Origin of the sequence: Rhizobium sp. AC27/96 (genome assembly GCF_001692325.1) — a bacterium.
GTDB lineage: Bacteria > Pseudomonadota > Alphaproteobacteria > Rhizobiales > Rhizobiaceae > Rhizobium.
This window is the reverse complement of record NZ_LXKN01000007.1, coordinates 32692-59678: the sequence shown is the minus strand read 5'-3', so window position 1 is coordinate 59678 and position 26987 is coordinate 32692. Positions and strand designations below refer to the sequence as shown.

Sequence of the window (26987 nt, the reverse complement as noted above, 5' to 3'; positions counted from 1 at the left end):
ATTCGTCCGTATCGTGATGGCTTATTTTGCCACCACGATCTGCACCGCGGCACTCGTTCCCTGCACGCCCTTTTGGTACATGGTCTCCGCTAACGCTTGTGGCTGCGTATAGGAGCCGGGGATCAGGGCGCGCATACGATAGGCAAAGATATAATTGCCCTTCGCCAGCCTGTCGGAGGCGGAGAATACCTGATCGTCCCCATAGGAAACCCAGTCAGAGGGCAGGGTTGAGGTTGCCGCAGGCGTCGCTTCGGCCGGAGCCGTGGCGATATTGGGATTGAGAGGATCCAGTCCCGCTGCAAGCGGCATGGTGAGAGCCACATGGGTGCGATCTTCGGAGACGACCAGCTCGACCCGCTCCTCCAATACATCGCCCACCTTCAAGGCAATCGTGCCGTTTGCATCGGGGGTCAGCTTCTCCAGCGGCGCATCGCCGGCAGCGACGCGATAGAGCGTGCGTGTGAGGGCAAAACCCTGGCTCTGCGCCTGCGCCTTATAGCCAGCTTCAGCGGGGAGATAGCTGGTTTCTACCAGCGCCAGAGCGGATGTCGTCCCCATATTGTTGATGGTGACGCTGCCCGGATCCAACGTGACCTCCCGCAACACAGGCGCATTCGCGTCCAGTGTACGAGCTTGAACGACGCCATTCTGAGTGAGGGTCAACGGCAGGGGCGTCGTTGGCCTCTGCCACGCCGTTGCCAGGGCTCGGATCGCCGCCGAAGTGGCGTTTGTCGAGCCCCATCCGTCGCCTTCACCCAATTGCAGCAAGGCATTTTTCAAAGCGGGATAACGCGGATCCGTCTCGGAGGTCAAAGCCGCCGCGCGCACCATCTCGGCCAGGCTGCGGACTTCCGAAGGCAGGATGATGGGGTTACCGCCATCCTGCGCCTGACCATTATAGACCAGCTCGCCATTTCGGGAGAGGATGCGGACGCGCGACCACATCGCATCGGCCAGGCCACCAACCAGACGCGGGTCGGCATCCGGCGCGCCAGCCGCTGCGGCGGTCATCCGGGCAACGCTGACATTCGGCATCAAGGCCGCCGAACGGGCCAGTTCGGCCGTATAGGCCGGATCGAGCTTGCCGCCTTCGGCCAGAGCCGTCAGGGCCTCGACCCGTTCGCGGATCTCGTCGCCGGTAATGAGATGCGGATAATCCGAGCGAAGCGACAGTTTCAGCACGCTCGCAAGACGATCCGTCAAAGCCTTGTCGGTGGGCTCGCCTGCCTTGTCCGCCGCCACCAGGAAGGAATAGGCCCAGGCCGTCAACGAGACATTCCCCTTGCTGTGCGGCCAGAAGCCGACGAGACCGTCGGAATCGACTGCCTGGCCGATCGCCAGCACGGTGTTGTGGACGTCGCCATCTATGCGCTTGTCCAGCTTCGCTGCCTCCAGGATGGGTGTGAAGCTCTTGAAGGCGACGCCGGAGGAGGCCAGCGATATCCGCTGCTCGGTGGAACCATAGGGCGATTCCACCAGCACGTTGAGCCCGGCAACCAGTTTCGCCAAGGCTGGGTCGGACGTCAGAGTCATGACGCGCTGGAACGATCCGGGACGAACATCCTCCTGTGGCACCGACAGTATTTTCGAGCCGCCCGCCGGGATTTCGACGATCTCGTAGTGCCTGGTCGGGATTCGGTCCGGCTTCACCGGCAGCGTGATTTCCACGTTGTCGCGAGCATGGTCTGCCTGCCGCTCGACGCCAAAACGCAGTCGCACATCCTCCTTACCGGGCTTTGGCTCGGGCACCGAGGCGAGAACGCCGATGTGAGCCGGCTTGTTCTGTTCCCACGTGAAAGAAACATCCTTGCTGCCCTGCAGCGTCAGGCCATCGGATGCGATGGCGGCGACACCGCCACCGCCACCGCCCTCGACCACGCGGGCTATGACGCCCGCCTCGAACTGGTCTCCGGACCGCAGGAAGCGGGGAAGGGCGGGCTGAGCCACGATTTCCTGCCGGATCAGCATTTCGCCGGTGCCATAGCCAAAGCGATCCGGGCCGCTGACGGCCTTGGCGCGCAGCTTGAAGACGGTGAGCGAGTCCGGCAGCTTCACCTTGATCTTGGCAGTGCCATCCGGGCCAATCTTCACGTCGGGAAGATAGATCGGGACTGGCGTGAAATTCTTGCGGACGGAAATATTATTGTCCGTGCCCCAATCCTCGCGCTCATCGCCTCCGGGCACCTCGTCGAGAGGAATGATGCCGAAGGCCATGTTGCGAGTATCGCGCAGAGCCATGGTGGATTGCCGCTTGACGATGAAATTCGGCAGTGGATCTAGCGGCTGCTCGGTTGCAAGCGACAGAACGGCCTGGTCAATCATCCAGAAGGTGGCATTACCCGCGATCGGATGACCCAGGTCATCGGCCAGATGCAGCGTCACCTCCACCTCGTCACCTGGGCGGGCCTTCTTCGGATAATCCATGGAAACGGTGACGGTGTTCTTCACCGGCTTGACCGTCACCGTCTTCGTGGCAGCGATCGTCACGGGTTTGCCCTGGTCGAAGGGTGCGTTCGGCGAGGGAGTGCTCGTCTCCAGCCGCCCGCGCATGATGAGGAAATGCACAGGGACCTCAGGCATATATTCCTTGCGGACCGTCACCGCATAATGACCGTAGCCATCGGTGATATCGACCCAATCATAGCGGAACTTACCCTCCGGCTCCTCGATAACAGCAAGAGCGCGGGCTGCCTGGAAGGGGGATTGGATCAGAAGATTGGCCGTTTCACCGGGGATGTAGCTGTCCTTGTCGGTGGTCACGATAGCGGTGCGCGCAGGCGCCTGCGACCAGGTGACCGGCGTGTTGCCGCCCACGAAGAAGTCCACGCTCACTTGCTGGCGACGACCGATCTTGTCGGTGGCCTCAAGCTGGATGATGTAGACGCCGGCGTCCGTTGCATTGAGCGCAAGGGTCTGAATATCCTTCGTGCTGGTAATCTTTCGCTCCAGCACGGTTTCGTCCATCTCCTGGGTGACGTATTTCGCCGAACCCTGGCTGAAGTCGCTTGCCTGCAGGGTCGATGTCCAGTTGCGATGGATCAGGCGCGCCGTCATCTCGAGCCCAGCGACGGCATCGCCATTGCCATCGACAGCCAGGATCTGCGGTTCGATTGCACCGGGCTTTGCCACGTAGCGCGGCACCTTCAGGCCAAGCACGAAAGGCGGGACTGCATAGACATTGGTGATGCTGCGAACCTGCAGATCGTCGTCGCCGGTAACGGTCGCCTCGATCATGTAGCGGCGCGGTTGTGCTGTGGGCTCGATCGTCGTGTCGAAGCTGATGCGCGAGGCGCCACCGGCATCCGTGCTGCCATCGCGCTCGAGCGCGGGCGAAGACTTGAACTCGTCACCGCCGGAGTAGCGCGAATCCGTTGAAAACAGGAAGCCGTCATGGCCAGGCGGCGTCCAATTATAGGGATACTGCACGGCGCGCCAACGGATCGGGCGGTCCGCCAGCAGGCCGCCGGCAAAATAGCGCGCGATCAGATCGACATTGAAGGAGGAGTCGAGCGGTACGGTCTGCGGGTTATTGAGCACGACTTCGAATGTCGGCAGGCGATAGGCCTCCTTCTTGAAGGAGATGCTGCCGCATTGGACTGTGTTATCGGCCGTATCGCTGGCATCATCGCTGGCGGCCGCGTTGCCATCGGCATCTGCCGGCTGGGTGGTGTCGGACTGGGCATCATCTGCCTTGCCGTCATCCGTATTACCGTCACTCGTCTGGCCGTCGACGTTCTCGTCGTCATTGCCGGACTTCTGCTCCGGCGCCGTCTGGTCCGCCGCCTTAGCCACGTCGCCCGGCTCGAAGTGCACCTTGTAATCGCCGGTTGCCGGCGTTTCGGCGTCGAATTTGTGATAGAAACTGCCCGATGCGTCCAGCTTCACCGGCACGCGCCATTCCTGCTTGTCTGGGCCGGTGATCACGATCTGGCGGCCCTGTTTCGGCAGCGTCAGATGGCCCCCGAGGTAGCTGCGGACATATCCCTTGATATGCACGGGCTCTTCCGGGCGGTAGATCGGCCGCTCGGTAAAGACGTGGCAGAGAGTACGCGCCTGCTCGGCACGATCCTCATCAGGATTGGTGGTCCAATCCAGCCACGAAGCCGCCGGTTTCGTCCAGTTACTCTGGGCATATTGCGCCGGGGCATGATCGGGGTCGATCACGAGAGTATCCAGCCCCTTCGTCACGATGACGCGACGAATCTTCGCCTCGGCGCGTTGCTTGAGCTCCCAGGAAAAGAAGCCCTGTGCATCCGTCGTCCCGGTCGCGAGCGTTACGTATTTCCCGTCCCGTAAACCATCCAGTTGTATCTGCGCACCGCTAATCGGACTGCCGGTGCCGAGCGATGTGACCGCAAAGCGCACCCGGTCCTGTTCTTCCACCGCGCTCAAAGTCAGGTCAGTGACTTGCACTCGCAGCCAATGGCGGGTCTGGTTGTCCACCGCGCGCAAGCCGATAAGGTAGGTGCCGGGTTGGTCGGCGCCGGCAATCTTGGCAAATAGGGGCTTCAGATCCAGACCGAACTTGGTGTCTACGCCGCCCTTGTGAATGGGGAGATCCACGAATTGGGAAATGGCGGGTGATCCCAGTGCCTTTACCCTCGCTCCGATGGCATCGGCCGAGATGTCGTCGCTGGTCGCCCATTTCTGCGGCTCCTTGCCGGGCAGAGGCGGTGCGTCATCATCCTTCGTATCCAGTCCCGCTTGTGGGAACGGCCAGAAATCGCGCGATAGCGGGTCGATCGCGTGGATGCGCACATCGGCCCGATCGTAGCCACGTCCGCGCACCGGCACGAGCTGCGGACCAAAGCGCTCGACAACGCCCTGCGACGCGTCCCAGACGAGTGAGGACTGCTCCGGCGAAAAGGCGAATTTCTGGCTGAAACCGGTCGCCAGCGGTCTTCCCCGATCATCCTTCAGGGCACCTGCGGCAACATTGAGCGTGTAGACCTTGTCCGTGAGAAAGCGGCCATGGACATAGAGACGTCCGCTGCTTGCTTCCGCCGTCAGGTCGTCAACAGGCGGAGTAATGCGCAACGCATCACGGACCGACAATTGCTCTCCTGCCAACGGGTTGCCGGAGAACCGGAAAAGCAGACTACGGCCCTGGCTCGACGAAGAAGCTGGCGTCCCTGCATCGGCATCCTCGACCGGATTGCCGTTGTCATCGACTGCGCCGCCGGAGTAGCCGGCGGTCGAGTTGGACGTGCAGCGCATGATGCCATCCGTCGTGGCCGCGTCGAAGCCGCGCCCGCAATCGGAATTGGTCATGGTGAAGGGCACGGCGGTGCGCGCGCGCAATTCAAAGATCTGATCGCTGAAATCCTGCGTATCGGCCAGTTTCAGCCGCACAAGCACGACGCGACCATCGGGGACGCTGGTGTGCAGCTTCACCACATAGGATTGCTGGTCGCTGCGGCTGTTGCGCTCGAGCGGCTGGATGTCGAAATCCTTCGCGCCCAGCATCAACCCGCCTTCATCGCCGATCCCCGGCGCCGGGCGCAACTCGATCGAGAGAAGCCGCGTGAGCGCCGCAACATCGACGGGCTCGGCGAAGGTCAGCGTGATCTGGTCGAGTTCATTGACAGGATCGTCGCCTGAAGCCGGAACCGTGGAGACCGGCACCGGCAGCAGCGATATCAGTTCCGTCTGACCGCCAGCGTCCTTGTCATGGCCCAGCATCTTCACCTTGACGCGGGCCAGCGGTTGCCATTTGTCGGCGGGTCGGAATTGCAGGGCGCGCGGGCCGAGCCATTGCCAGGCGCCGGCAACGGCCGGTTCCATCGTCACAAAACGCTCCGGGGAATCCTCGGGGCCGCCGGTTGCCGGCCCCGTATCTGCAGGAAAGAAAATCGTCACGGGATCATAGGCGCGCAGGAACTTCTCCGGCACGATCTTGACGCCATCGGCGCGTTGCAGAACGTCCAATGTCGGCGACGGAGCGCCCTGCTGGGCAGAGCCGCTTGAGATCAGCGCTGAAGAGGCGAGAGCAAGGGCAAAGAGAAATACAATCTTTTTCATTGGTCTCTCACTTCGATCCCGTGGGCTTCAAGCCGGCACGCTGCAGATAATCATTGATAATTTCAGGCGGCGGACCCGCGGGTGGTGGCGTCAGGCCCACCACCGTCGGCCTGACGACCAGAGTCGGCGCGTCGGCCGGCGCCCGCGCTTCCAAAAGATAATAGCCGGCATCAAGCTTCTTGAGCTGGTTGACGCCCTCACCAAGCAATTGGCCCTTGGCATCCAGCAGGCGGCCAATGGCAAGATCCGGATCGGAGCGCAAGCCGGCACCGATATTGCCGCTGTTCTTGACTTCGAAGCCGAACAAGGCCGTCGTGCCTGGTGCAAGCACCACAGGTGCACCGATGCCATCGCTGACCGGAACCACAGGCGTTGCCGTCAGATCCAGGTTGCCCGACAAAGGCCCCTCATGGGTGGAATAGAGCGTCAGCACTGCCTCGCCCGCCGCAACATAGCGGTGGAATTCGGCTCCAGTCGGGAATAGTTGCAGGTCCCGGTGGCCATTCTGTTCCAGGCTGACGATGACAGGCGCATCGCTGCTGACGTCCAGCACCATCGGTTGGGCCGGATCGAGGCGGAAGGCCATGGCCTCACCCTCAAGCGTCACGCTTTGCGGCAGGGTAACGGACTTTGGCTCCGGCTTGGGCCAGGGCGATTTGCCGCCACGCTCCAGCCAGAGCGCAGCCAACCCGGCGCCATGGTCGAGGATCAGCTGGCCGCGACCGGATAGAGAAATGCTATTGCCGCGCAAGACCCGACCGTCAGCCCCGATGAAGGTGGCAGCGCCGCCGGAGACATTCAGGACATCGCCGTTTTGGGCGTCGACCGCGATCTCTTCCGATCCGACGGTGCCGAAGAACCGACGCCTGATCTGATCGATACCCAGCGTAATCACCTGTCCCGGTGACAGGCCGACGCGTGCCGATGCGGCGGCATCGGTCAGGTTGACGAGCCAGATCTCCTCCGCCGACGCTGCGACATTGCGTGAAAGAGGCGCCGCGCCGGACCACACATTCAACAACTGCGAGGCCGAAGGGGCGGAGACGACGGCGATGCCGGGTGCCAGGTCAAGCGTCAGCCGCTTTGCCCCCGCTACCAGCTTCACCGGCCGCGCGCTGAGGGCCGGTATGGTCGTGGTGTAGCTGCCTGTCGATGCCACTGCCTCGAGTTCAGCGGCATCGACAGGCCGAAGCCGCATCTGCAGACTCTCATCGCTGCCGGCGTTTCCGATATGCAAATCCTGATGATCGGCCAGCGCAACCGCGCTGTTGAGGCTGACGCCCATGCCACGCCCGGCATTGAGGCCTGGCTGCCCGAAGGCCGAATCCGCACGCCACAACCGGACTTTGCCCGGCAATGGCGCTGTCGCCGGAATAACCGCCTGGTCACCGGGCGCGAGCGTCAGCGCGATCTCGCTATTGGGTTCGGCAGGGCTAACCTGCACATGGCCGTCTTGGCGAGCGACCAGCCACAGTCGATCCGTTTGCGGGGCAAAAAGTCCCGATGTTACTGTCGCGAGCGGTCGATCACCACTTGCTCCGGCAAGCAGATCCGTGGCGGTATCGAGCTCGACAAGGCCTGCCGATGGTGCGTGCACAAGCGCAACGTTCAGCGAGAGACCAAGGCCATCGATGGTTACGGGCTCCAGGGCAATATCGCCGGGCTCCCGAATGGCACTGATAATGCCGCGCGTGGCGATCTTGATGGGTGCAGCCCCGCCGTCGAGTGTCCAGACCGAGGCGCGCCATTGCGCTTCTCCGTCAGAGACGGGCCAGGCGATGACCGGCGTACGGCCTCGGGCAAAGGCTTGTGACTTCCAAATGCCATCAGTACCGCGCTTTTCCAGTGAGAGAACCAGCTCGCTGGTGGATTGCGCCGCAACGAGCGCAAGTTGATCCTTCACGCCGGCTGGCAGAGGGAAGGCGAAGACGGAGGCGCCTGTGACGTCGGCCGTGCCGTTGGGGCCAAGCGCCGGCTGCAACACTTCCTGCGGCAAGGCAAACTGAACCTCTATATCCCCGGCACTGGCCTGATCGTCGCCGTCAGACTGCTGGTCGCCATCGGCTGAATCGGTTTCTTGACTGTCCGAACTCTCGGTCTGCTGGCCGTTGGCCGTGCCGGATGTTGCGGCAGCATCAAGGGACAGCGTATAGGATCCGGCCGGCAGTCGGCTCGACAGCGCGATGTTCCAATCATCGCTGCGGCCGGCAAGCCGTTCGATCACGGCACCATGGCCGTCCTTCAATACGCCTTTGATTTCGCTGCGGCCGAATGTGCCGAGACTGACCACGTGGTCCTTGTCGACATTGAATGAAAGCTCGGCCGGGAGATTGACGAAGCGCGCCTCGCCAGGCTGCACAGCCTTCGTGTTCAGGGTAATCTGATAGTCCAGCCGGTCATCATGGGCGAGGCTCACGAGATCGATCCGATAATGGCCTGCCTTCAGCACTCCGTTAAACGGGGGAGAGGCGACAAACCGGGCGATCTGGTCCTTGTCGTCACGGAACAAGGTGCCGATCATGCCTTCGGTGAGGTCGATGCTGACGTCGGCGTCGGCGAAAAGGTCGAAAGTCCAGCTATCGGGAACGCGTGGATCGCTTTTGCTCTGAGGCTCGCGCCATTGAAATGCCTGAGCCTCGTTGAAGGCCAATGGATGCGGTCCATGGCCCTGCAGCTGCGGTGGGTCGATGAGCGGCCTCAGCCGGGCGACAAAACGAGTGTCGACATCGCGAGGCAGGATCACCAGACGATAGTGACCGGGGGTGAAATCCTGACTCAGCGTGGAGAGCGGCCCGGGCGCAGTCAGCGGCCATCCCTCGGAATCCTCCAGACGGGCTGTGAGATCGCCGCCAAGAGAATAAAGATCAAGTTGATAGGATCCCGCATTCGCTATTTCGATCGGCACGACGGCGCCACGACCACCTGACAGGCTTCCGCGGCTGGTGCCATCGGAAACCAGCGTTGCGGCCGTCAGCAGCGAAGCCGGCATAACGCTGAGACCGAGATGACCGGAGGAATTCTGCGCTGACACGGCAACCTGATAGGTTCCGGCGCGCAGATAGGTCTGCATCAGCGCATTGTGCCCATCGCCATTATCAGACGCTTGTCCGAGTTTCGGCAGGAACGACGTGCCAAGGCTCAATGATGTCTGAAGACGGCCGAGGGTTTCGATGCGGTAAAGTCCGCCTTCAGCAACATCCAGGCGATAGGATTTCTGCATATCCTCGGCGAGATCGAGAAATTGCCGTTGGCCGGCAATCAAGGGTGCCGCGGGGGCAGCCGGCGCGCTCCGTTTCGCTGCAGTCGCATCGGGCTGCCAGCTGACGCCAATGACCCGGGGAGCCGAAGGTGCCGGGAAGCGCAGGCTCAAGGTTCGACCCGTTGCATCAGCGCGCTCATTGCTGGCAGCAAAAGCGACAGGCACATTATGGATGTCAAATGCGGTGATCGTCCCGCCGCGCGGCACATGCACGTCGATGCGCAAATCCGCCGGCGATGCGGGCCGTGACAATGCATTCGCATCATCGGCGGCAGCCTTTTGAGCCTGCGGAACGGGTGCCGGCACATTGGACATCGGCTGGCCTTGTGCGGGCTGCGGCTGCGCCGAAGCATCGGTGGGCTGCCAAAGAGCCAATGGCCGTGCCTGCAGATCGGCAGGCAGCGCGACGGCGCGTGGCCCGGTCAGCAGTCCGGGGGCAACATTGGTGATGATCTCGTAGCTCGTCGCCTGCTCGGCGTCCCGGATACCAAATGAAATGCTGGTGCGCGCCGGTGCCGCAGGCTGGATCGGCGGCACGACACCCGGCGTGCCAAAGGCGAGGTCGACGATGCCAACCGCATTGTTGTCGGGCATGAGGCGCAGCAGATAATAGCCGGCGTCCAAATCGAAACGATCGGGGATGCGACCATCGGCGCGCGGCACATTGCCGACCAGTACCGGGCTGATATCGGCGTGGAGAGCAACGCCCGAGGTTTTGATCGCGATCTGGCCCGCCTGTGTCATCTCGAACAGAAGCGAGGTCGGTCCGCGCAGATTGAAGCGCCGATGCCAGGCCTGGCCGGGGCTCAAATGCGGCGTGTCGGACGCAACGATGGTGGCCTTGCCACTGCTATCCTGACGCAGCAGCAGAGCCGTAGCGGGGATCTCGTCACCACCTTCGCCGGCAACATCGAGACTGATGAGATTGGGCACGGAGCCATCGAATTGCGCCTGATTGCTGAACCGCAGTCCCCGAACCTGAAAGCGCTGGCCCTCATACCCCGACACTTCGACAATGCCGGCTTGGCCGTTTGCCGAAAGCGCAAGCGTGGCGACCGGCTCTCGGCTTGATTTAACGATCGAGGCACTTTGAAACGCGGTTGCCGCGCTGGAAATACGGCCGGCGCGAAGCACCGCCGGTGCGGATTGCGGCAATTCGAGGCGAAAGGTATCTAAATCCGCAGGCGCCTCGAAACGGACCGAACCGAAAGGCCCGATCACGCCTTCGGCAATCCCCGCGGCCAAGGACATTTGCGTGCCGGCGCGGATGTGAAATGGCTCGGCGGCGTCCGAGTTGGTCCAGACAAGCTTCTGGCCGCCATAGGCCGTTACCAGATAGCGGCCCGGTTCGACTGCACCGGCCAGCGTGGCCCGTGTCATGGGGACGCCCGGCTTCAGCTCGAAGATCGACAGCCTCGGCGAGAGGTCGGCAATATCGGTGCCGTTTCGCCACAAACGCAGATCCTGAAGCGAGCGCCCGACCGCCTCGATGTCAACGCGTCCGGAATCGGGAATGTCGATCCAATAGGATCTTTGCTGGAGATCGCTCAGCTCGCCATCGACCCCTTTGGTGGTCAAGGCAGCATCGGGACTTTCAAGCTCCTGATAGGCCTGTGCCGTTAGCTTTACAGTCCCGGTGGCTCCCTTTGCCCCGAACACGCGGATCTTGTAGGTGCCCTTGTCGAGCAGCGCATCGATACGGCCGTCGCTGACACCAGGCGCCCCCATTCGGTCGCCCGGGCCTGCGATCATGTCCACCAATTGGAGTGCTGCCCCCGTGCTGCTCTGGGTGCGGATGGTGATATGGCCGGGGGTATCGACAGTCAGCAGGGTGCTGCCGTCCTGACCGGCAGGCAGTTGCTCCAAGGCCAGATGCGGCTGCGCCACGGGTGGCGGCAAGGCTTTGGCGGGCGCGGGTTGAGATGCGACGACGGCCGGCGGTGCAGCCGGCTCTTGCGTCACAGGCGCCTGCGTTTCGACTACGGTTGACGCTGCAGGTTTGACAGGCGGGGCGGAAGATGCGGAAGTATTGCTGTCTGGCGAAGAGGCTGCTGCCTTGAGGGCCGCAAGTCGCGTCTGATAGGACGTCGTGAGGCATTTCGACAAGCCGATTGAGTCCGGCTGGACACAGGATTTGTTCCGGTCTGCCAGCCAGCGGCGCTGTTGCTGCCGCAGATCGCTGAGCTTTGCCGGGTCGCCAGCAAGATCGACCAGCGCCTGCCGATAGGAAGCTGCCAGGGTCGTATCCTGAGAAATCAGGGCCGGAGAGGCACAAATCGCCTTTTCGATAGCAGTCTGCGCCTTGCCGCAATCAAAGGATTGCGCTTGGCAGATCGCGGGAAAAAGACCGAAACCGAGGGCAACAAAGGCGAGCAGGCGAGGGGCGAAAGCCATAGGTAACTCGTTTCTTAAGCAGCCGGTCCGCTACTCAATATGAGCTATCTTGGCGCAAGACAAGAGCTACCTGACAGCCCCGGAAATCGAGGCGCCCTCCGCAAAGCAGATCCTCCCAGATGCAGAACCACCACTTGCAGGCTCCAGGTTCCGGTGACCTGGAGCCTGTTCCTTGACATTCTCGTAAGATAGCCGCGAGAGGGTGATCGGCCTATCTAGAAGAGGCCTGTCAGGCCAAACGTCACCAAAGACTTACCGATTGTGACTTTCGACGCCACCGGCGGCGCGAACACGCCGCTCACAATTGTTCGCCCAGAGCGAACACCACTGCAATCACGGTCGCGACGAGAGTGATCAGCGGAATGGCGAGCTTGATCCAGTTTCCTGTCAGCGCCCCGATTCCGGCAAGCAGCATGAGCGCTGCCAGCAGCATCACAGCCAGTAGCGCCAGCATCACAAACTTGAACACTCGCCGCCCTCTTCCGGCTGAAGGTGGAGGGCTTTCCGGCCAGAATTGATGCTGTGGCGGCCGCAAGGATCGTGCCGCAGGGTGACGGTGTGTCCTCTTGATAGACATCGACGTATCTCGTTGAAAATGAAGCGGAAGCAGTTTGTTTGAGGTCATAGCCTTCTCATGTATGCGCGCTTGTCCCATGGGTTCTGGAGGAAGTGCCATGGTGGATAAGACACGCAAAGTGTTGCGGCCTGATCGGCGATATGTGGAGGTTACGTGGAGACATCAGGCGGTCTGTCCCGGCCAATGATCGCGCCACATGTCGATGTCCATCACTGCGCGCGCGGAGATCGAAAATTCGCGCCCTTGGCGCTCGCCGGATAGGATCCAGTGACCGGCTGTCGTTATGCCGGAGTGGATCCTAGCATTTTGTCGATGAACGCATGAGCCCGCAGGGCGTCGTCACCGGTAACGATCAGCCGCCCTCCCCTGGTGATGGCACCGACAAAATTCGCGATGAGCTCCCGATGAAGCTCGTGACCGAAGGCCATGGGGTCGCTTCCGAAACCGGAGGCCATGTTGGCGCCGGCGCTGACCGTGCGGCCATCATGCATGGTCGCCTGCAAGCTGTCGCCCGTCAGGAATGCCGTGCCCTTCGTGCAGATCAGCTCGATCCTCTCCGGATAGCCGGGGTAAGCGCAGGTCGTGGCGTTCAGTGTTCCGGTCGCACCGTTCTCGAAGGAGAATACCGCATTCACCAGATCCTCGGTTTCCATCCGGTGAATGGGTGTGGTGCGCGCGAAAGCCGACACCTTGGCCGGCACGCCTGCCAGACCGAGAAGAAGATCGATCGCATGGATGCCCTGCGTCAGCAGGACGCCGCCGCCGTCGCGCGCCAACGTGCCTCTGCCGGGCTGGTCATAATATTGCTGCGGGCGCCAGTTGCGGACACTCAGCGACGCTTCGAGAATGGTACCCAGCTGTTCGGTTCGCAGCATATCCTGAAGTGCGGTGAATGATGACCGGAAACGGTTCTGCAATACGACCGACAAAAGCACACCGGCCTTGTTCGCAACCGAAACGATCGCCTTTGCACGATCCAACGATATGTCCAGCGGCTTTTCCAGCAAGATGTGCTGGCCGGCCATTGCGGCCTTCTCGACAAGTTCGAGATGTGTGTTGGGCGGCGTCAGGATGAGAACTGCATCGGCGAAATTGCGATCGAATATCTCTTCGAGATCACTCATGGCTGGAAAGCCATGCTGAGCGGCGAAGGCGAGGCGGCGTGTTTCCGTCGGGCTGTAGACGCCGACCACCTCGACCTGATCGGCGAGATCGATCAGGCTGCGGGCATGATGTCCCGCCGCCATGCCCAGTCCCACCATCGCTACCCGCAGCCGTGTCATCTCTACCCTCTCAATGCATCGATGGTGCGCATGACCCCACGCAGTTCGGCAAGACCCTTGAGCCGACCGATGCAGGAATAGCCGGGGTTCACCTGCTTGCCGATATCATCGACGATCGCATGGCCGTGGTCCGGCCGCATCGGGATTTCCCAATCCTTCCGGCCATCGGCCCGGCGCCGGCGTTCCTCGGCCATCAGCGCGTTGACCACGCCGATCATGTCGGTATCGCCGTCCAGGTGCTGGGCCTCATGGAAGGAGCCGTCGCCTTCCTTGGTGACGTTGCGCAAATGCGCGAAATGAATGTCGGAGGCAAATTCCTTTGCCATGGCGACCAGATCGTTTGCGGGATTGGCGCCGTAGGAGCCGGTGCACAGGGTAATGCCGTTCGACGGTGAGCGAATGGTGGACAGCAAGGCCCGCACGTCGGAGGCCATGCACATCACGCGCGGCAGCCCGAACAGCGGGAAGGGTGGATCGTCCGGATGGATCGCCATCCTGACGCCGGCTTCCTCGGCAACCGGCATGATCTCCGCCAGAAACTCAAACAGATTCTGCCGAAAGCCTTCGGTGGACAGCTCGCCATAGACATCCAGCATCCGGTTGAGGCTGTCGCGGTCATAAACAAATTCACGGGCCGGAACCCATTCGATCAGGTTGCGCTCCAGTCTGGCAAGATCGCTTTCGCTCATCGCCTTCAAGCGGGCCTGTGCCTTCTCGATGCGGTCAGCCGGATGATCGGCCTCCGCCCCGGGACGCCGGAGGATGAACACATCATAGGCGCAGAATTCGATGACATCGAAACGCAGAGCGGTCCCGCCATGCGGCATTTCATAGTCAAGATCGGTTCTGGTCCAGTCCGTGATCGCCATGAAATTGTAGCACACCGTCTGGATGCCCGCCTTGGCGACCGCCCGGATCGACGCCTTGTAGTTGTCGATCAGCTCGCGATAACGCCCGGTCCGTGTCTTGACATCCTCGTGCACGATGATGCTCTCGACCACCGACCAGGTCAGACCGGCCGCCTCGATCATTGCCTTGCGCTTGAGGATTTCCTCCTCAGGCCACGCGCGGCCATCATTCAGCTGATGAAGCGCCGTGACGATGCCGGTGGCGCCTGCCTGCTTGACGTGAGAGAGCTTGACCGAGTCGTCCGGTCCGAACCAACGCCATGTCTGTTTCATCTATCTAAGCCTTGCCTGTCAGTTTCTGGAGGGCCTGTTTCGGGCCTATTGTTTGGATCGTTTTCAGCTGGTTGGCAACGAGCTGAATGAGCTTTGACCGCTCTTGCGCGGCCTTCGCAAAGCCTGTCGTGTCGAAGATGACCTCGACCGTTTGTGTGTGATCGGATGCATCGAAATCGATCTTCGCCAATTGCGAGTCGAGCGGATCGGAAAAAGCATACTCTGTTGAGCGCGCCTGAAGAGCGGCGATCCAGGCGGCAACAACGAACGACAGATATTCAGCGGACGCTCCGGCCGACAACCGCTCGCAAGCGGCTTCGATGATCCGCTGCGGCAGCTTCTGCGAGCCGTCATTGGCGATCTGCGCCGTCAGATGGTTCAGGGCCGTATTCGAGAACCGCGCGGTGAGTTTCGCGGTGTAGAGCTGAGGTTCAAGTCCCTTGTCTTGCGGAAGAGTGGGTATCAGCTCCCTCCACAATCCATCGATGAACTGCCTGACATCGGTGGCGGCCATGGCGTCGGAGACGGTCTTGAGGCCAAGCAATTGTCCGATATAGGCAATGGCGGAGTGCGCACCGTTCAGCAGCCGCAGCTTTCTGATTTCGAACGGTGCGACATCTTCGACCATGGTGACTCCGAACCGCTCCCATTCGGGCCTGCCTTGCGGGAAACGATCCTCGATCACCCAATCGCTAAAGGGTTCGGTGACAACAGGCCACGCATCCGTCATGCCGATTGCATCTGCAATACGCGCTCTATCCTGCTCCATCGTCGCTGGCACGATCCGATCGACCATGGTGGACGGGCAGGAGACTTCCCGAGCCACGAATTCCGCGAGTTCACGGGAACGTTGCCCTGCGAATTCAGTCAGCAGGCGATGCAAGGTCTTGCCGTTGGCGGGGAGATTGTCGCAGCTGAGGACCGTGAAAGGCGCATCTCCGGCTGCCCGCCGTCGCACCAGCGCCTCGACGATGAATCCGTAAATCGTGCGGGGATTTTCCGGATCGGACAGATCGTTGCGAATGTCCGGATCATTCAGATCGAGATGGCCGTCGGCATTGCGCAGATAGGCCTTTTCCGTCACCGTCAGCGAGATGATGCGGATCGCCGGATCAACCATGGCCGCAATCAGGGCCGCCGGATTTTCCGGTGCAACGAGGAGGTCAAGGATCGAGCCGACCACATGCAGACGTTCCTCTGCTCCCTCCCGTACGGCAAGCGTGTAAAGGCCGTCTTGAGGCTGAAGCGCATCGCGTGTCTGCGGACTGCGCAAGGAGGCCGCGATGATGCCCCAGTCCCTCTGCCCGGCGGACAAGCATTGATCGACATACATTGCCTGATGGGCGCGATGAAATGCGCCGACGCCCAGATGTACGATGCCGGGCGTCAAGGTGCTTCTGTCGAGGCCTGGTTGACTGACTTTTGCCGGAAGCCGGCCGATTGTATCGTCTGCAAGGCGCGTGCCCATCTATCCTCCCGGTCCTCTATGCTGCCTGATTGCGCCGCCGATCAGGCGAAGCGCATACCGCTACCGGCATCGAAAAGATGACTGTTTGCCGGTTGCAGCTTCAGATGCAAGACATCGCCGACCCTGGTGGACATGCGCTCATGCAGCTGCGCCGACAGCTTTTGTCCGTCGACCGTACCCTGAATGAAAGTTTCGGATCCTGTCGGCTCGACATTGGAGACCATCATTGCGATGCCGTCGCTATCGGTCGAGATCGCCAGATGTTCCGGCCGGATGCCGTAGGTTACAGCTGTACCGGGCGCGGCAGCCGCGGCACCGGCAAGAGGCAGGCGAACGCCATTTTCGGTCACGACGGACGTGCGATCATCTGTGACCTTCGCCGAGAGAAAATTCATGGAGGGTGAGCCAATGAAGCTGGCAACAAAAGTATTGGCCGGCTTGTCATAGAGGTCGAGGGGAGCCCCGACCTGTTCCACGATGCCATCGCGCATGACAACGATACGATCTGCCATGGTCATGGCCTCGATCTGGTCGTGGGTCACATAGACGGTTGTCGTCTTGATGCGAGCGTGGATATCCTTCAATTCGGCACGCATCTGCACGCGCAGCTTCGCATCCAGGTTGGATAGTGGTTCATCGAAGAGAAAGACCTTGGGGTTTCGGACGATGGCACGGCCCATGGCGACACGCTGGCGCTGGCCGCCGGAAAGCTGCTTCGGATAGCGCGTCAGGTAATCGGAAAGGCCGAGAATGCGTGCGGCATCGGTGACGCGCGAGGCGATCTCCTGCTTGGACTTTTTCGCCAGCTTCAGCGAGAAACCCATGTTCTCGGCGATCGTCATATGTGGATAAAGCGCATAGTTCTGGAACACCATGGCAATGTCACGGTTCTTCGGCTCGACATCGTTGATGACACGGCCGTCGATGCGGATCGTGCCGCCGCTGATCTCCTCAAGCCCGGCGAGCATGCGAAGCAGCGTGGACTTGCCGCAACCCGATGGGCCGACAAGCACGACAAAGGCACCGTCGGGCACCTCGACCGAAACGCCCTTGATGGTCTCGTGTGCGCCATAGGCCTTGCGGACGTTCTGGATTTCAACGGAAGCCATGGATTTATCCTGAGATTGGTTGATTGTGCGGGATCAGATGGTCGGCGACGCGAATGGCTGCGAGCAGGCTGAGGCCGGTGTGATAGCCGGGATCGAGGTCGGGGGTGGCCGGCACGAAATCCACCGGCCCTTCCTTCGTCATGGTCTGGTAGGCAATCGGCGGCGTGCCACGCCAGTAATTTTCGAAGAAAGCCGCATGCGCCGTCTCCCATATGCGCAGGCTTGCCGCGCTGCCGGTGCGTTGGTGAACAAGTGCTGCGGCGCGGATCACTTCCGGCAGTGACCACCAGGGGCAATAAGGACTTTGCGGCTCACCTGAGGCGACAGAAATCGTTGTTGCGATACCCGGGCCAACGAAGCCCTTGTCGAAAGAGGAGATGAGAATGCGCTCCAGCGCCTCGATCAGCGCCGGATCGGCTTCGGCATCGAGGTAGTCAAGCGCAAAACCAACGAATTCGATGCCGTGGCCGGCATTGCAACTATCTTCGCCCGGCACATTGCGCAGCAGGCCGGTTAGCGCATCTAAATGCCGGTTGATGACATGGGAGATGAAACGGTGGGCATAGACAAGATGCGCCGTGTGGCCGAAGCGTTTCAGCATGCCGGCGGCGGCGAGCAGGATCATGCGCGGGCCGAAATCCTCTGCCTGCTCGGCAATGCTGTCGAGCGAGAGCGGCCGGCGCTCATCCATCTGGAAGCGGCCGATCTCGATCGATGCAACGACCCGGTCGAGATAGGCCAAATGGTCGGCGAGAGCAGGCGGGCAATAACGGCTGGCGGCAGCAACAAGCCCCTTGGCGACGAAAGCATCCGAGTAGGAATAGATCAGCTGCGGCTTCTGCTGAAGATGGATGTTGCCAGCAGCATCCGCATAGACTGGTGTCATATCGCGATCATAGCAAAAATAAGCGTGTTCATCTGGCTTCTGCAGGGCCGCCAGAAGGCCATAGAGTTGGCGACCAACAGCATCCAGCTTTTCGGCAAGCGGCGGCAATTCCCGTTCGAAGAACTCCGCGTGGCCAACCAGCGCCTCCAACCCGCGACCCTGTATCCACCCGTAGGTGAAATCCGGGCCGCGGACGCCATCCTCGCTACCATAATCCTGCAGCGTCAGGCTGTTCTGCTTGGTGTTGAGGAACCCGCCGCCAAGCGTCGGCCGCTGGAGCATCCAGTAGAGCGTGCCGGCATTGGCCGCCACGTAGGTCCTGCGCGCCTCTTCGAGGAATTGCATCGACATCACTCCTTGAGCCCGGTGCTGGCAACGCCCTGCACGAAGTTGCGGCGAAGAATGACGAAGAGCAGAATGGATGGGATCAGAACTGTCGCGGAAGCAGCACTCAGACGCCCGAGATCGACGGTGAAGCCGGTCTGGAAGAGCGCGAGCCCCACCTCGATCGTGTAGCTGGAGCGCGTCGTCGCGACGATCATCGGCCAGGCGAAGGCCGTCCAGGCCTGGAAAAACGCCAGCACCGCGAGGGCCCCAAGCGCACCGCGCAATAGCGGCAGAACGATACGAAAGAAGATCCAGAATTCGCCGGCGCCGTCGATACGGGCCGCCTCGAGGAGTTCGTCCGGGATCGAGTGGATGACGTTCTGGCGGATCAGGAAGATGCCGAAGCTCATCACCAGATAACCGAGCAGCAGTCCCCAGACGGAATTCAGGATACCGAGGCTCTTTGCCTGGAAATAGAGCGGGATCATATAGACTTCGAACGGCACGATGGCCGTCGCCAGGAACAGGGCAAAGAGGAGGCTCATCGTCCGGGAGCGAAACTTGCCGAACACGTAGCCCGCGATCGCCGAGGTAGCGACGATGGCGATGGTCGACATGACGGCGAAGGCGATGCTGTTGCCGATCCATCGCAGAAGTGGCGTCTCGCCGAGCACTGCCGAGAAATTCGCAAGTGTCGGGTCGTGCGGGATGATGGTCGGCGGCCAGGCAAGCATTTCCGTCGGCGTTTTGAAGGCATTCGCGACCAGAAAGAGCAGCGGCAGCAGCATGAAGATCGAGACGATCGCCAGGAAGATGTCGATCGCAAGGTTGGTCAGCCGTCGCTTGCGGCGCAGGCGCACGCCATCTGCCAGTTCTTCTGATGTGAGTTCGCTATCGCGCATGGTGTCGGCCCTCATGCCTTGCCCCTTTCCCGCAGCATCGAAAACTGGATGAGTGTCAGCCCCAGCACGATAACCAGAAGCACAACGGCTTCGGAGGCCGCGTAGCCGACGCGATAGTTACGGAAGCTGTTTTCCAGCATGTCGAGGACGAGCACGCGTACCTGCCGTCCGGGCGCACCCTGCGTATCGGAGGCCAGCACGAAGGCCTGGGCGTAGACGTTGAAGCCGGAGACCAGCGTCACGACTGAAACATAGAGCGTAATCGGCTTCAGCATCGGGATGGAGAGATACCAGAAGCTTTGCGGACCCGAGGCGCCATCGAGCTTGGCCGCCTCATAGAGCGAAACCGGCAGATTCTTGAAGCCGACGATGTAGATCAGCACGGCATAGCCGAGCGCCTGCCACGAGCAGAGAACGATGATGCAGATGACCGATAGAACCGGGTCGAATAGCCAGTTCTGAGCTGGGATGCCAAAAAACTCCAGAAGCGCGTTGAGCGGCCCCAGGCGCGCATCGAAAATCCATTTCCAGGCCATGGCGGCGGGCACCAGCGAGACGACATGCGGAATGAAGACGGCGGTTTCATAAAACCCGGCCATCCTCGACCGCGTCCGGTGGAAGATCAACGCCGCGATGACAAGTGCCATGGGGATCGTCAGAAGAAGGACGCCAAAGGCGATGATCGTCGTGTTGACCAGCGCGTCGAGGAAGAGATGATCGCCCATCAGCTCGCGAAAATTCGCAAGCCCGATGAAGGGCTTGTTCTTCGACAGGATGTTCCACTGGTAAAGGCTGAGCCTCAACGTGTCCAAGATCGGATAAAGTCGGACATAGGCGAAAATCGCCAGTGTCGGCAGGATCGCGAGGATCGCAAAGAGGAATCGTCTGCGCTTCAGCATTCGGTCATAGCCTGTAGACAAGCGGGTTCGGCCGCAAAGCGGATTGGAACCTCAGTCCTCGGAAATGCCCGGAACCATGATGTCCCGGGCGGTGGTGTCGGCAAGAGCGCAGGGCCCTTATTTTGACAGCAGGCCTTCGCGATCGAGGATGGTGTTCACTTCGTCGCTGCTGCCCTTCAGGAACGCATCGATCTTGGCATCGTCGCCGGCGAGCGACGGATCAGCAAAGGCAACGACCAGCTGGGCCGCGACGCGGGTCAGGATTTCCTCGATCGGGCCGATCGACGGCAAGGTGAAGAACTCATAATTCTTCGGGTAGTCGACGAAAGCGGCGAATGCAGGCTGTTTCGAGGTGACGCTTGAATAGTCGAGGCCGGCACGGTTCGGCAGCCAGCCGACATTCTGAAGCAGCCAGACCAGATTTTCCGGAGAATTGGCGGCCTTGGCGAACTCCCAGCCGATGGCAGCATTGTCACCGGTGACATACAGGTTTGTGGGAAGCGCGATCGAGCCCCTCGGCAGCGGCGCAGTCGCATATTTCAGGTCCGGCGCCTTCTTGGCGATGTCACCTATCACCCAGGATTCCCGCATGAACATGGCCGTCTGACCGCGCTCGAAGGCATCGGCATCAGCGGGCATTTCCGGCGTCACGGTTTTGGTGGTGAAGATGTTGGCCAGATACTGTTTCAGCGCCTTGCGACCAGCTTCATTGGCGAAATCGGTCTTCCATTTGCCGTCACCGGCCGGAACCAGTATGGCGCCGCCAAACTGATGCAGGTTGAGCCAGAATTTTTCGGCAATGCCCTGGCCGCCGCCGGAAAGGCGCAGGCTCCAGCCCGAGACGGTCGCCTTGCCCGAAGCATCACGCTTGGTGAGCTTCTCGGCATAGGTCGAGAACTCCTCCATGGTCTTCGGCGGCGCGCTGAGGCCGGCAGCCTTGAACATGTCGGTGTTATAGTAAAGCGCGCCCTGGCCGCGGAAAAGCGGCACGCCGTAAACCGTACCGTCATAGCTGGCGCTATCGATGAAGAACTTGTCGAAGTTCTTGCTGTCCTTGACGAAAGCCGAGATATCGTCTGGCGCCTTCGGAAGAAGGTCGTTTTCGAGGTAGCGGGTTGCCGTGGAGCCGGAAAGCTCGATGACGGTCACGCCTTCCTGACCGCCGCCAGTCAGTCCAAGGGCCACGCGCTTTTCATGCTCGCGCAGCGCAATAGCCTCGACCTTTACCTGCAAATCGGGATGAGACGCCTTCATGCCTTCGGCGACATGTTGGTAGAACGGCTCCATTTCCGGATAGCCGCTCCACACGGTCAGCGTCTCGGCGGACGCCGAAGCTATGCCGGAGAGAAGTGCGCCAGCAAATGCCGCGTTCATAAGCAGAGCGCGCGTCGAGATCTTCAATTTCACTGATGCGTTTTTCACGTTTCTGTTCCCTTATTCTTGTTAGTAAAAAGCTCTCATGCAACCGGTTGCGTGTCAAGTATCGGATAGGCGTTGAGGAAGGTGCGGATCATGCGGCGAGGTCCTCCTCAGTCGCCAATTTGATGGCGCAGGCGGCCAGCGCTTCGGCCGAACCCGGCGCGAATGTCATCGGTAGACCGTAATAGCGGTGGGCTTCGTCAACCTCGTAACCACCGTATGCGAACTCGCTGGCGGGCGGGATATAGCCGGGATTGTCATCGGCAAAACCAATGACAAAAGCGGGCTTTTTAGGCCCAAGCGCTGCACGGATCGCAAGCGCAGTCTCGGTGAAGATCTCGCCAGGCAAGGCCACGATCGGTATGCCGCCCCAATTCAGCACCGTAACACGGGCGGCAAGCGGCGCTGGCGCGGTCGGCGCGATGTTCTTCGCCCAATCGGCCCAATAGCCAAGCAGGTTTTTACGAGCAGGCTCGGCGGTCAAAGCCTCATTGCGCCAGCGTTCTTCGAGGAGATCCAGCGCTTCGGTTTCGCGACGCTCAAAAGCGAGCATGACAGTGCCGTTACGGGCGGAGATATCGTCCGCAATCGGTACCTCGTCTGCGGTCAGCGCGGCCTCGGCGATCTTGCCACCGATGCGTTGGGCGGCTTCATAGCTTCGCTCGGGATCAGCGGCCAACGTGATCGAGGCATGCGCCGAGTGTCCGGTATTCGCGTCGCCGGCGCAGCCGGTCATAAACAGCGCGATCGCGCCGGGATAGGTTTCTTCGAGCGACTGTCGCACGAAATGCGGATAGTCCGGAGTCCAGAGCAGGTTGTCGGCGCCCAGCACCACCGGATGACAGGCATAGGCCGTCACCACGGCGATCATCGCCCCGTCTTCGCCGCGGATCCGCAAAAGCGTCAATGAGGTGTCGACCGGCCCGTCGGAATGGCGACGGTTGCGCGCTATGTCCGGGTCGCTTCCCTGACTCACCACTATCCTTGCCGGCCGGCGTGCGGCCACTGCCTTGTCGATCGCCGCAACGCAGACGTCTTCCAACCGTTCGAGATAGGCTGGATCGGCTGTAAGGCTGAGCCTTCCCGCCATGGATACCGGCCCACCATGATTGTGAAGGGCTGCAACCACGATATTGTCGGCCGGCAGGGCGCAGCGTTGCCGTATCCTGGCACTCATGCCAGCATCGATGCCGATGACATCAGCCACGACCACCGCGGTGTCACCGATCACCACCGCCCGCGCCGTCAATGGGTCATGCGCGTCCTTGGCCGGCAGGCTACGGGCCGCAAAGCCGGACATCGAAAGCCCGGGCGTCGGTGTGATATCGATGATGGCGGCGCCGGCTTCGATCATTTGCAGAATGCCTTTTCGCCGCCAATCCAGGTCTCGCGAACCTTGATCTCACGCTCGCCTTGCGACCATTCGAAACGAATGAGATCGGCCCGCGCACCCACTTCCAGTCGCCCGCGCCCGCCAACAAAACGGCCGGGATTCCGTGTGGCAAGCAGCAGAGCGTCGGCGAGGGGAATTCCGGCCATTTCCGTAGCAATCGCAACGTTGGCAGATAGCGGCAGGCTGGCTCCGGCGAGATAGGGCGTGCCGGCAACACCGATGCGGCCTTCCGGCGAGACCTCGACGCTGCCGCCGACCGGTTGCTGATAGAGCCCGGCCGGCATTCCCGCCAATGCCACCATATCCGAAACGAGGATAGCTCGCTCCATGCCCTTGGCGCGCAGCATGGACTTGAAGGTATCGGCCGGCAGATGCCAGCCATCAGCGATAAAGCTTGCCGTCAACCGATCGTCGGCGAGCTGTGCCCAGATGACGTTCGGATGGCGCGGCAGCATCGATGCCGCACCATTGCCGAGATGGGTGGAGAGCGTGGCGCCTGCTTCCGCCGCCGCGTACACTTCTTCCGGCGTGGCCGCCGTATGGCCGAGGGCAACGAGCACGCCTCGCGCCGCAAGCCCCCGAATATATTCCATCGAACCGTCATGCTCGGGCGCGAGCGTCACCATGGAAACGAGGTTTCCGGAAGCCTCTTGCCAGCGTTCGAATTCCGCAATCGACGGCGGCCGGACATGTGCCAGAGGATGCGCGCCGCGCGGGCCGTCCTTTTCGGAAATCGACGGGCCTTCGACATGAATACCCACCACCATTTCGGCAACCAGCAGGTGGTCAGCGCGGCTCTTGGCGATTGCCCGCAACGCCTGGAGGATCGATGCCTCGGATGCGGTGATGATGGTCGGGAACCATGTCGTCACGCCGACACTCAGGAGCTCTTCACAAAGCGAAAGCAGAATGTCCGGCGTCACCGCACCGGCATTGAGGTCGAAGCCGCGGAAGCCGTTGACCTGCAGGTCGATCAGGCCGGCCGAAAGATAGGTGGTGGCGGTGGTTTCCACCGGCCGGATGGCGGCGATCACCCCGTCGGCGATCTCGATCGCCATACCTTTGCCTGTGCGGGGATCGATGCCGTCGACAACAACCATCAGAGCGCCTTTACCCGTCCTTGGAAATTGGCAATGAAACGGCTGTTCGCTTCGTCGCCACCCGGTGCATTGCCACTGCGCCAGACGGGCGGCTCGATGCCGCGCTCGACAAGCTTGGCAACCGTGCGGATCACCAGACAGTTCAGCGCGAATGCGTTGGCGAAAGTCGAAATCGCCGCAATGTTTTCGCCCATGCCGGGAACACTGACAACGGCGTCGCCGATCGGCACCTTGCAGTCGATGGCGATGTCGACGATGTCGTGCAGGTTCTGCTTGGTCGAGTGGCGGGCAGGGTGATCTGGCGAGGTATTGGTGGCATGTTCGCGCGAGCTGACGCCGATGAGAAAGGCGCCGCGATTGCCTGCTTCCAGCGCGGCATCGATCAGTGCTGCGTTGATGCCATAGGCGTTGACGAGAATCAGAAGATCATCCGCGCCGATGCGCTGGTTGGCGATGACTACCTTGCCGTAACCCGGCGTGCGCTCGATGGCCATGGAACGCAATGCACCGTTGGAAAGAAGCGTACCCTCGTCAAGAACCGCACTGATATGCATCAGGCCGCCGGCGCGGAAAAACACTTCCTGCGCGGCAAGATTGGAATGGCCGCCGGGACCAAAGATATGGACCAGCCGGTCAGCGGCGATCTGGTCGGCAAGCCTGGAGGCAGCCAGATCCAACGGTGTCTTTTCTTCCTCCAGAACCCGGCGCATCAGCGCCTGGGTGGCAGCGAGATAGCTTTCGCAAAGTGCGTCGGCATCGATGACGGTTTTCTCAGGCATCGGGATCGGAATCCTTGTCGATGTAAAGGGTGCAGGCAGTATGCGTGCGCAGGATGCTTGCCGGGCACTCCGTGCTCAGCGGCGCATGGAGCGTCTTGGACACCGCATCGCGCTTGATGGCGCCCGGCACGACACAGAACAGACGGTCGGCGCGCATCAGCCTCGGTACGGTGAGGGTGATCGCATGATGCGGTACGGATCTTAGGTCAGGAAAGCAATCATCGTCCACCTGCTGCTGGCGGCAGATATCATCCAGCTCGACGATCTTGACGTCCAACGGGTCATTAAAATCGGCGACCGGCGGATCATTGAAGGCGATATGGCCGTTGACGCCGATGCCAAGGCAGACAAAGTCGATCGGCGCATGGTCCAGCAATGCAGCATAGCGGGTGACTTCCGCATCGGCATCCGGCTCCGGTGTTATACGATGCACGGCGGCAAAGGGCAGCCGCGTGAAAACATGCGCATCGAGCCAGTTGGCGAAACGCGCCGGGGAGGAGGCGTCCAACCCGATATATTCGTCCATATGGAAGGCGGTGACGCGGCTCCAGTCGATACCGGGTGTGCGAGCGAGTACGCCAAGCATATCCGCCTGGCTGGGGGCGGCGGCGAAGACCATCCGCACATTCGGCTGGGTGGAAAGCCGCTCTGCAAGGGCCTTCGCGATATCCGCTGCTGCCGCAGCGCCCATATCGCTTCGCGTTGCAAAGCTTTCGACCACAAGCTGATCAAAGATGCGCCGCGTATTCGGCGAGGGGCGAAGGACAGTGGCGAGAGTCAATGCGGTCTCCAGATTCAGGCATGCGGAAACCGGCGGTGCGAAGCCATGTTTCCTGGCCACATCCGTTGCAGTTCCCCGTGTTCTTGTTGGCTAGAGACTTTCATGCAACCGGTTGCATGTCAAGTGGATGAATGGCAGTCTGCCTGCGTCGATTGATGAGGCTGTGAACTTTATGGTAAGCGGGTCCAGAACGGGCGAGTTTCAAGACACGATGATCAAGCGGACCAAGGGCGTCACGATTAGCCAAGTCGCGGATGCGGCCGGCGTGGCGCGTTCCAGCGTGTCACGCGCCTTTACCCGACCGGACATGCTCTCGCCGGAAACCGTCGAGCGGATCATGAAGGCGGCAGAAGCGTTGGGCTATGTGCCGAACCATACCGCCCGCGCGCTCAGCACAGGGCGGCACGGCAATATCGGGCTCATCGTGCCTGACATTGCCAACCCCTTCTTCCCCCCGCTGATACAGGCGGCTCAACTCGAAGCCGATCGCTCGGATTTCTGCATCTTCCTCGGCAATACGGAGGAAAATCCCAAGCAGGAAGACAAGCTGGTCGGGCGTTTTGCCGGTCAGGTGGAGGGTCTCGTGCTCGCCTCCTCGCGCCTCACCGACGAACGTATTCGCGCGCACGCGGCCCAGCTGCCCCTGGTGCTCATCAATCGCGATATCGAGGGCATACCGCGCGTGCTGATCGACAGCGGCTCCGGCGTCCGCCAAGCCGTGGAGCACCTCGCAAAACTCGGCCACCGCAGGATCGTTTACGTGAGCGGCCCGTCGAACTCCTGGTCGAACAAGCAGCGACGCACGGCGATCCGCGCCGCCGCATCAAAATTCAACATGGAAATCGAGATCGTACCGGCCGTGCTGGCAAGCTATAATTCCGGCCGCAATGCCGTCGGCGCGATCCTCGCATCTGGCGCGACCGCGGCAATCGCCTTCGACGACCTGACGGCACAGGGCGTTCTGGCCGGACTGTCGGAACAGCATGTCTCTGTGCCCGTGTCCTTCAGCCTGATCGGCTGTGACGACGTGCTCGGCGCCGTCACCTATCCGGGGCTTACCTCCGTGTCCAATCGCTCCAACGAAGCCGGCAAGCTGGCCGTCTCGTTGCTGCTGGAGATGCTGGATAACCGCAGCATCCGCGACGTCCGTTATGTGCTGGAGACCCATCTGGTGATCAGGGGCACGACAACCTCCGCGCTTGACTAGAG

The 26987-nt window shown here is 61.3% G+C and carries 16 protein-coding genes; 1 reads left to right on the top strand and 15 read right to left on the bottom strand.

Going from position 1 to position 26987, the window contains the following annotated elements; genetic code table 11:
- Nucleotides 1-21 precede the first annotated feature (21 nt).
- The 15 genes from A6U86_RS09045 to A6U86_RS08980 form a co-directional block, all read right to left on the bottom strand.
- Nucleotides 22-6021 carry an MG2 domain-containing protein gene (locus A6U86_RS09045; protein ID WP_068389372.1) on the bottom strand — a complete coding sequence of 2000 codons (6000 nt, stop codon included), beginning with the start codon at nt 6019-6021 and terminating at the stop codon, nt 22-24.
- 7 nt (nt 6022-6028) lie between these two features.
- A complete protein-coding gene (locus tag A6U86_RS09040) occupies nt 6029-11674 on the bottom strand; it encodes a lysozyme inhibitor LprI family protein (RefSeq protein ID WP_068389370.1) in 5646 nt (1881 codons plus the stop codon).
- Between the two features lie 298 nt (nt 11675-11972).
- Nucleotides 11973-12143, bottom strand: coding sequence for a hypothetical protein (locus tag A6U86_RS35425; protein WP_158008739.1), 171 nt, complete (start codon nt 12141-12143; stop codon nt 11973-11975).
- A gap of 389 nt (nt 12144-12532) precedes the next feature.
- Nucleotides 12533-13534, bottom strand: a complete 1002-nt coding sequence (locus tag A6U86_RS09035; protein WP_068389366.1) for a Gfo/Idh/MocA family protein — start codon at nt 13532-13534, stop codon at nt 12533-12535.
- Nucleotides 13535-13536: 2 nt separating this feature from the next.
- Nucleotides 13537-14715 (bottom strand): mannonate dehydratase, encoded by a 1179-nt coding sequence (uxuA, locus tag A6U86_RS09030; RefSeq protein ID WP_068389363.1) that lies wholly within the window; start codon nt 14713-14715, stop codon nt 13537-13539.
- 4 nt (nt 14716-14719) lie between these two features.
- Entirely contained in the window at nt 14720-16183 is a 1464-nt protein-coding gene (locus A6U86_RS09025) for a mannitol dehydrogenase family protein (protein WP_068389359.1), read from the bottom strand.
- Between the two features lie 41 nt (nt 16184-16224).
- Nucleotides 16225-17292, bottom strand: a complete 1068-nt coding sequence (locus tag A6U86_RS09020; RefSeq protein WP_068389357.1) for an ABC transporter ATP-binding protein — start codon at nt 17290-17292, stop codon at nt 16225-16227.
- Between the two features lie 4 nt (nt 17293-17296).
- Entirely contained in the window at nt 17297-18523 is a 1227-nt protein-coding gene (locus A6U86_RS09015) for an AGE family epimerase/isomerase (RefSeq protein ID WP_068389704.1), read from the bottom strand.
- 5 nt (nt 18524-18528) lie between these two features.
- Nucleotides 18529-19422, bottom strand: coding sequence for a carbohydrate ABC transporter permease (locus A6U86_RS09010; protein ID WP_083196768.1), 894 nt, complete (start codon nt 19420-19422; stop codon nt 18529-18531).
- Nucleotides 19419-20306 carry a carbohydrate ABC transporter permease gene (locus A6U86_RS09005; protein WP_068389354.1) on the bottom strand — a complete coding sequence of 296 codons (888 nt, stop codon included), beginning with the start codon at nt 20304-20306 and terminating at the stop codon, nt 19419-19421. Before A6U86_RS09005 ends, A6U86_RS09010 begins: the two co-directional genes overlap by 4 nt.
- Before the next feature lie 117 nt (nt 20307-20423).
- Nucleotides 20424-21728: an ABC transporter substrate-binding protein gene (locus tag A6U86_RS09000; protein WP_068389352.1), complete on the bottom strand. Its 1305-nt coding sequence runs from the start codon at nt 21726-21728 to the stop codon at nt 20424-20426.
- Nucleotides 21729-21816: 88 nt separating this feature from the next.
- Entirely contained in the window at nt 21817-23079 is a 1263-nt protein-coding gene (locus tag A6U86_RS08995; RefSeq protein ID WP_068389350.1) for a neutral/alkaline non-lysosomal ceramidase N-terminal domain-containing protein, read from the bottom strand.
- Nucleotides 23076-24218 (bottom strand): N-acetylglucosamine-6-phosphate deacetylase, encoded by a 1143-nt coding sequence (locus A6U86_RS08990; protein WP_068389347.1) that lies wholly within the window; start codon nt 24216-24218, stop codon nt 23076-23078. The genes A6U86_RS08995 and A6U86_RS08990 overlap by 4 nt, the downstream gene beginning before the upstream one ends.
- The gene (locus tag A6U86_RS08985; RefSeq protein WP_068389346.1) at nt 24218-24997 is read right to left on the bottom strand and encodes a sugar isomerase domain-containing protein; all 780 of its coding nucleotides are present in this window, start codon (nt 24995-24997) and stop codon (nt 24218-24220) included. The genes A6U86_RS08990 and A6U86_RS08985 overlap by 1 nt, the downstream gene beginning before the upstream one ends.
- Entirely contained in the window at nt 24990-25688 is a 699-nt protein-coding gene (locus A6U86_RS08980; protein WP_068389699.1) for a 6-phosphogluconolactonase, read from the bottom strand. Before A6U86_RS08980 ends, A6U86_RS08985 begins: the two co-directional genes overlap by 8 nt.
- A gap of 301 nt (nt 25689-25989) precedes the next feature.
- Here A6U86_RS08980 and A6U86_RS08975 point away from each other — a divergent pair, with 301 nt between their 5' ends.
- The gene (locus A6U86_RS08975; RefSeq protein ID WP_068389696.1) at nt 25990-26985 is read left to right on the top strand and encodes a LacI family DNA-binding transcriptional regulator; all 996 of its coding nucleotides are present in this window, start codon (nt 25990-25992) and stop codon (nt 26983-26985) included.
- Nucleotides 26986-26987 lie beyond the last annotated feature (2 nt).

Coding starts and splice junctions, on each gene's coding strand:
- A6U86_RS09045 (WP_068389372.1), bottom strand. CDS start 6,021: ATGAAAAAGATTGTATTTCTCTTTGCCCTTGCTCTCGCCTCTTCAGCG.
- A6U86_RS09040 (WP_068389370.1), bottom strand. CDS start 11,674: ATGGCTTTCGCCCCTCGCCTGCTCGCCTTTGTTGCCCTCGGTTTCGGT.
- A6U86_RS09035 (WP_068389366.1), bottom strand. CDS start 13,534: ATGACACGGCTGCGGGTAGCGATGGTGGGACTGGGCATGGCGGCGGGA.
- uxuA (WP_068389363.1), bottom strand. CDS start 14,715: ATGAAACAGACATGGCGTTGGTTCGGACCGGACGACTCGGTCAAGCTC.
- A6U86_RS09025 (WP_068389359.1), bottom strand. CDS start 16,183: ATGGGCACGCGCCTTGCAGACGATACAATCGGCCGGCTTCCGGCAAAA.
- A6U86_RS09020 (WP_068389357.1), bottom strand. CDS start 17,292: ATGGCTTCCGTTGAAATCCAGAACGTCCGCAAGGCCTATGGCGCACAC.
- A6U86_RS09015 (WP_068389704.1), bottom strand. CDS start 18,523: ATGCAATTCCTCGAAGAGGCGCGCAGGACCTACGTGGCGGCCAATGCC.
- A6U86_RS09010 (WP_083196768.1), bottom strand. CDS start 19,422: ATGAGGGCCGACACCATGCGCGATAGCGAACTCACATCAGAAGAACTG.
- A6U86_RS09005 (WP_068389354.1), bottom strand. CDS start 20,306: ATGCTGAAGCGCAGACGATTCCTCTTTGCGATCCTCGCGATCCTGCCG.
- A6U86_RS08995 (WP_068389350.1), bottom strand. CDS start 23,079: ATGATCGAAGCCGGCGCCGCCATCATCGATATCACACCGACGCCCGGG.
- A6U86_RS08990 (WP_068389347.1), bottom strand. CDS start 24,218: ATGGTTGTTGTCGACGGCATCGATCCCCGCACAGGCAAAGGTATGGCG.
- A6U86_RS08985 (WP_068389346.1), bottom strand. CDS start 24,997: ATGCCTGAGAAAACCGTCATCGATGCCGACGCACTTTGCGAAAGCTAT.
- A6U86_RS08980 (WP_068389699.1), bottom strand. CDS start 25,688: ATGGGCGCTGCGGCAGCAGCGGATATCGCGAAGGCCCTTGCAGAGCGG.
- A6U86_RS08975 (WP_068389696.1), top strand. CDS start 25,990: ATGATCAAGCGGACCAAGGGCGTCACGATTAGCCAAGTCGCGGATGCG.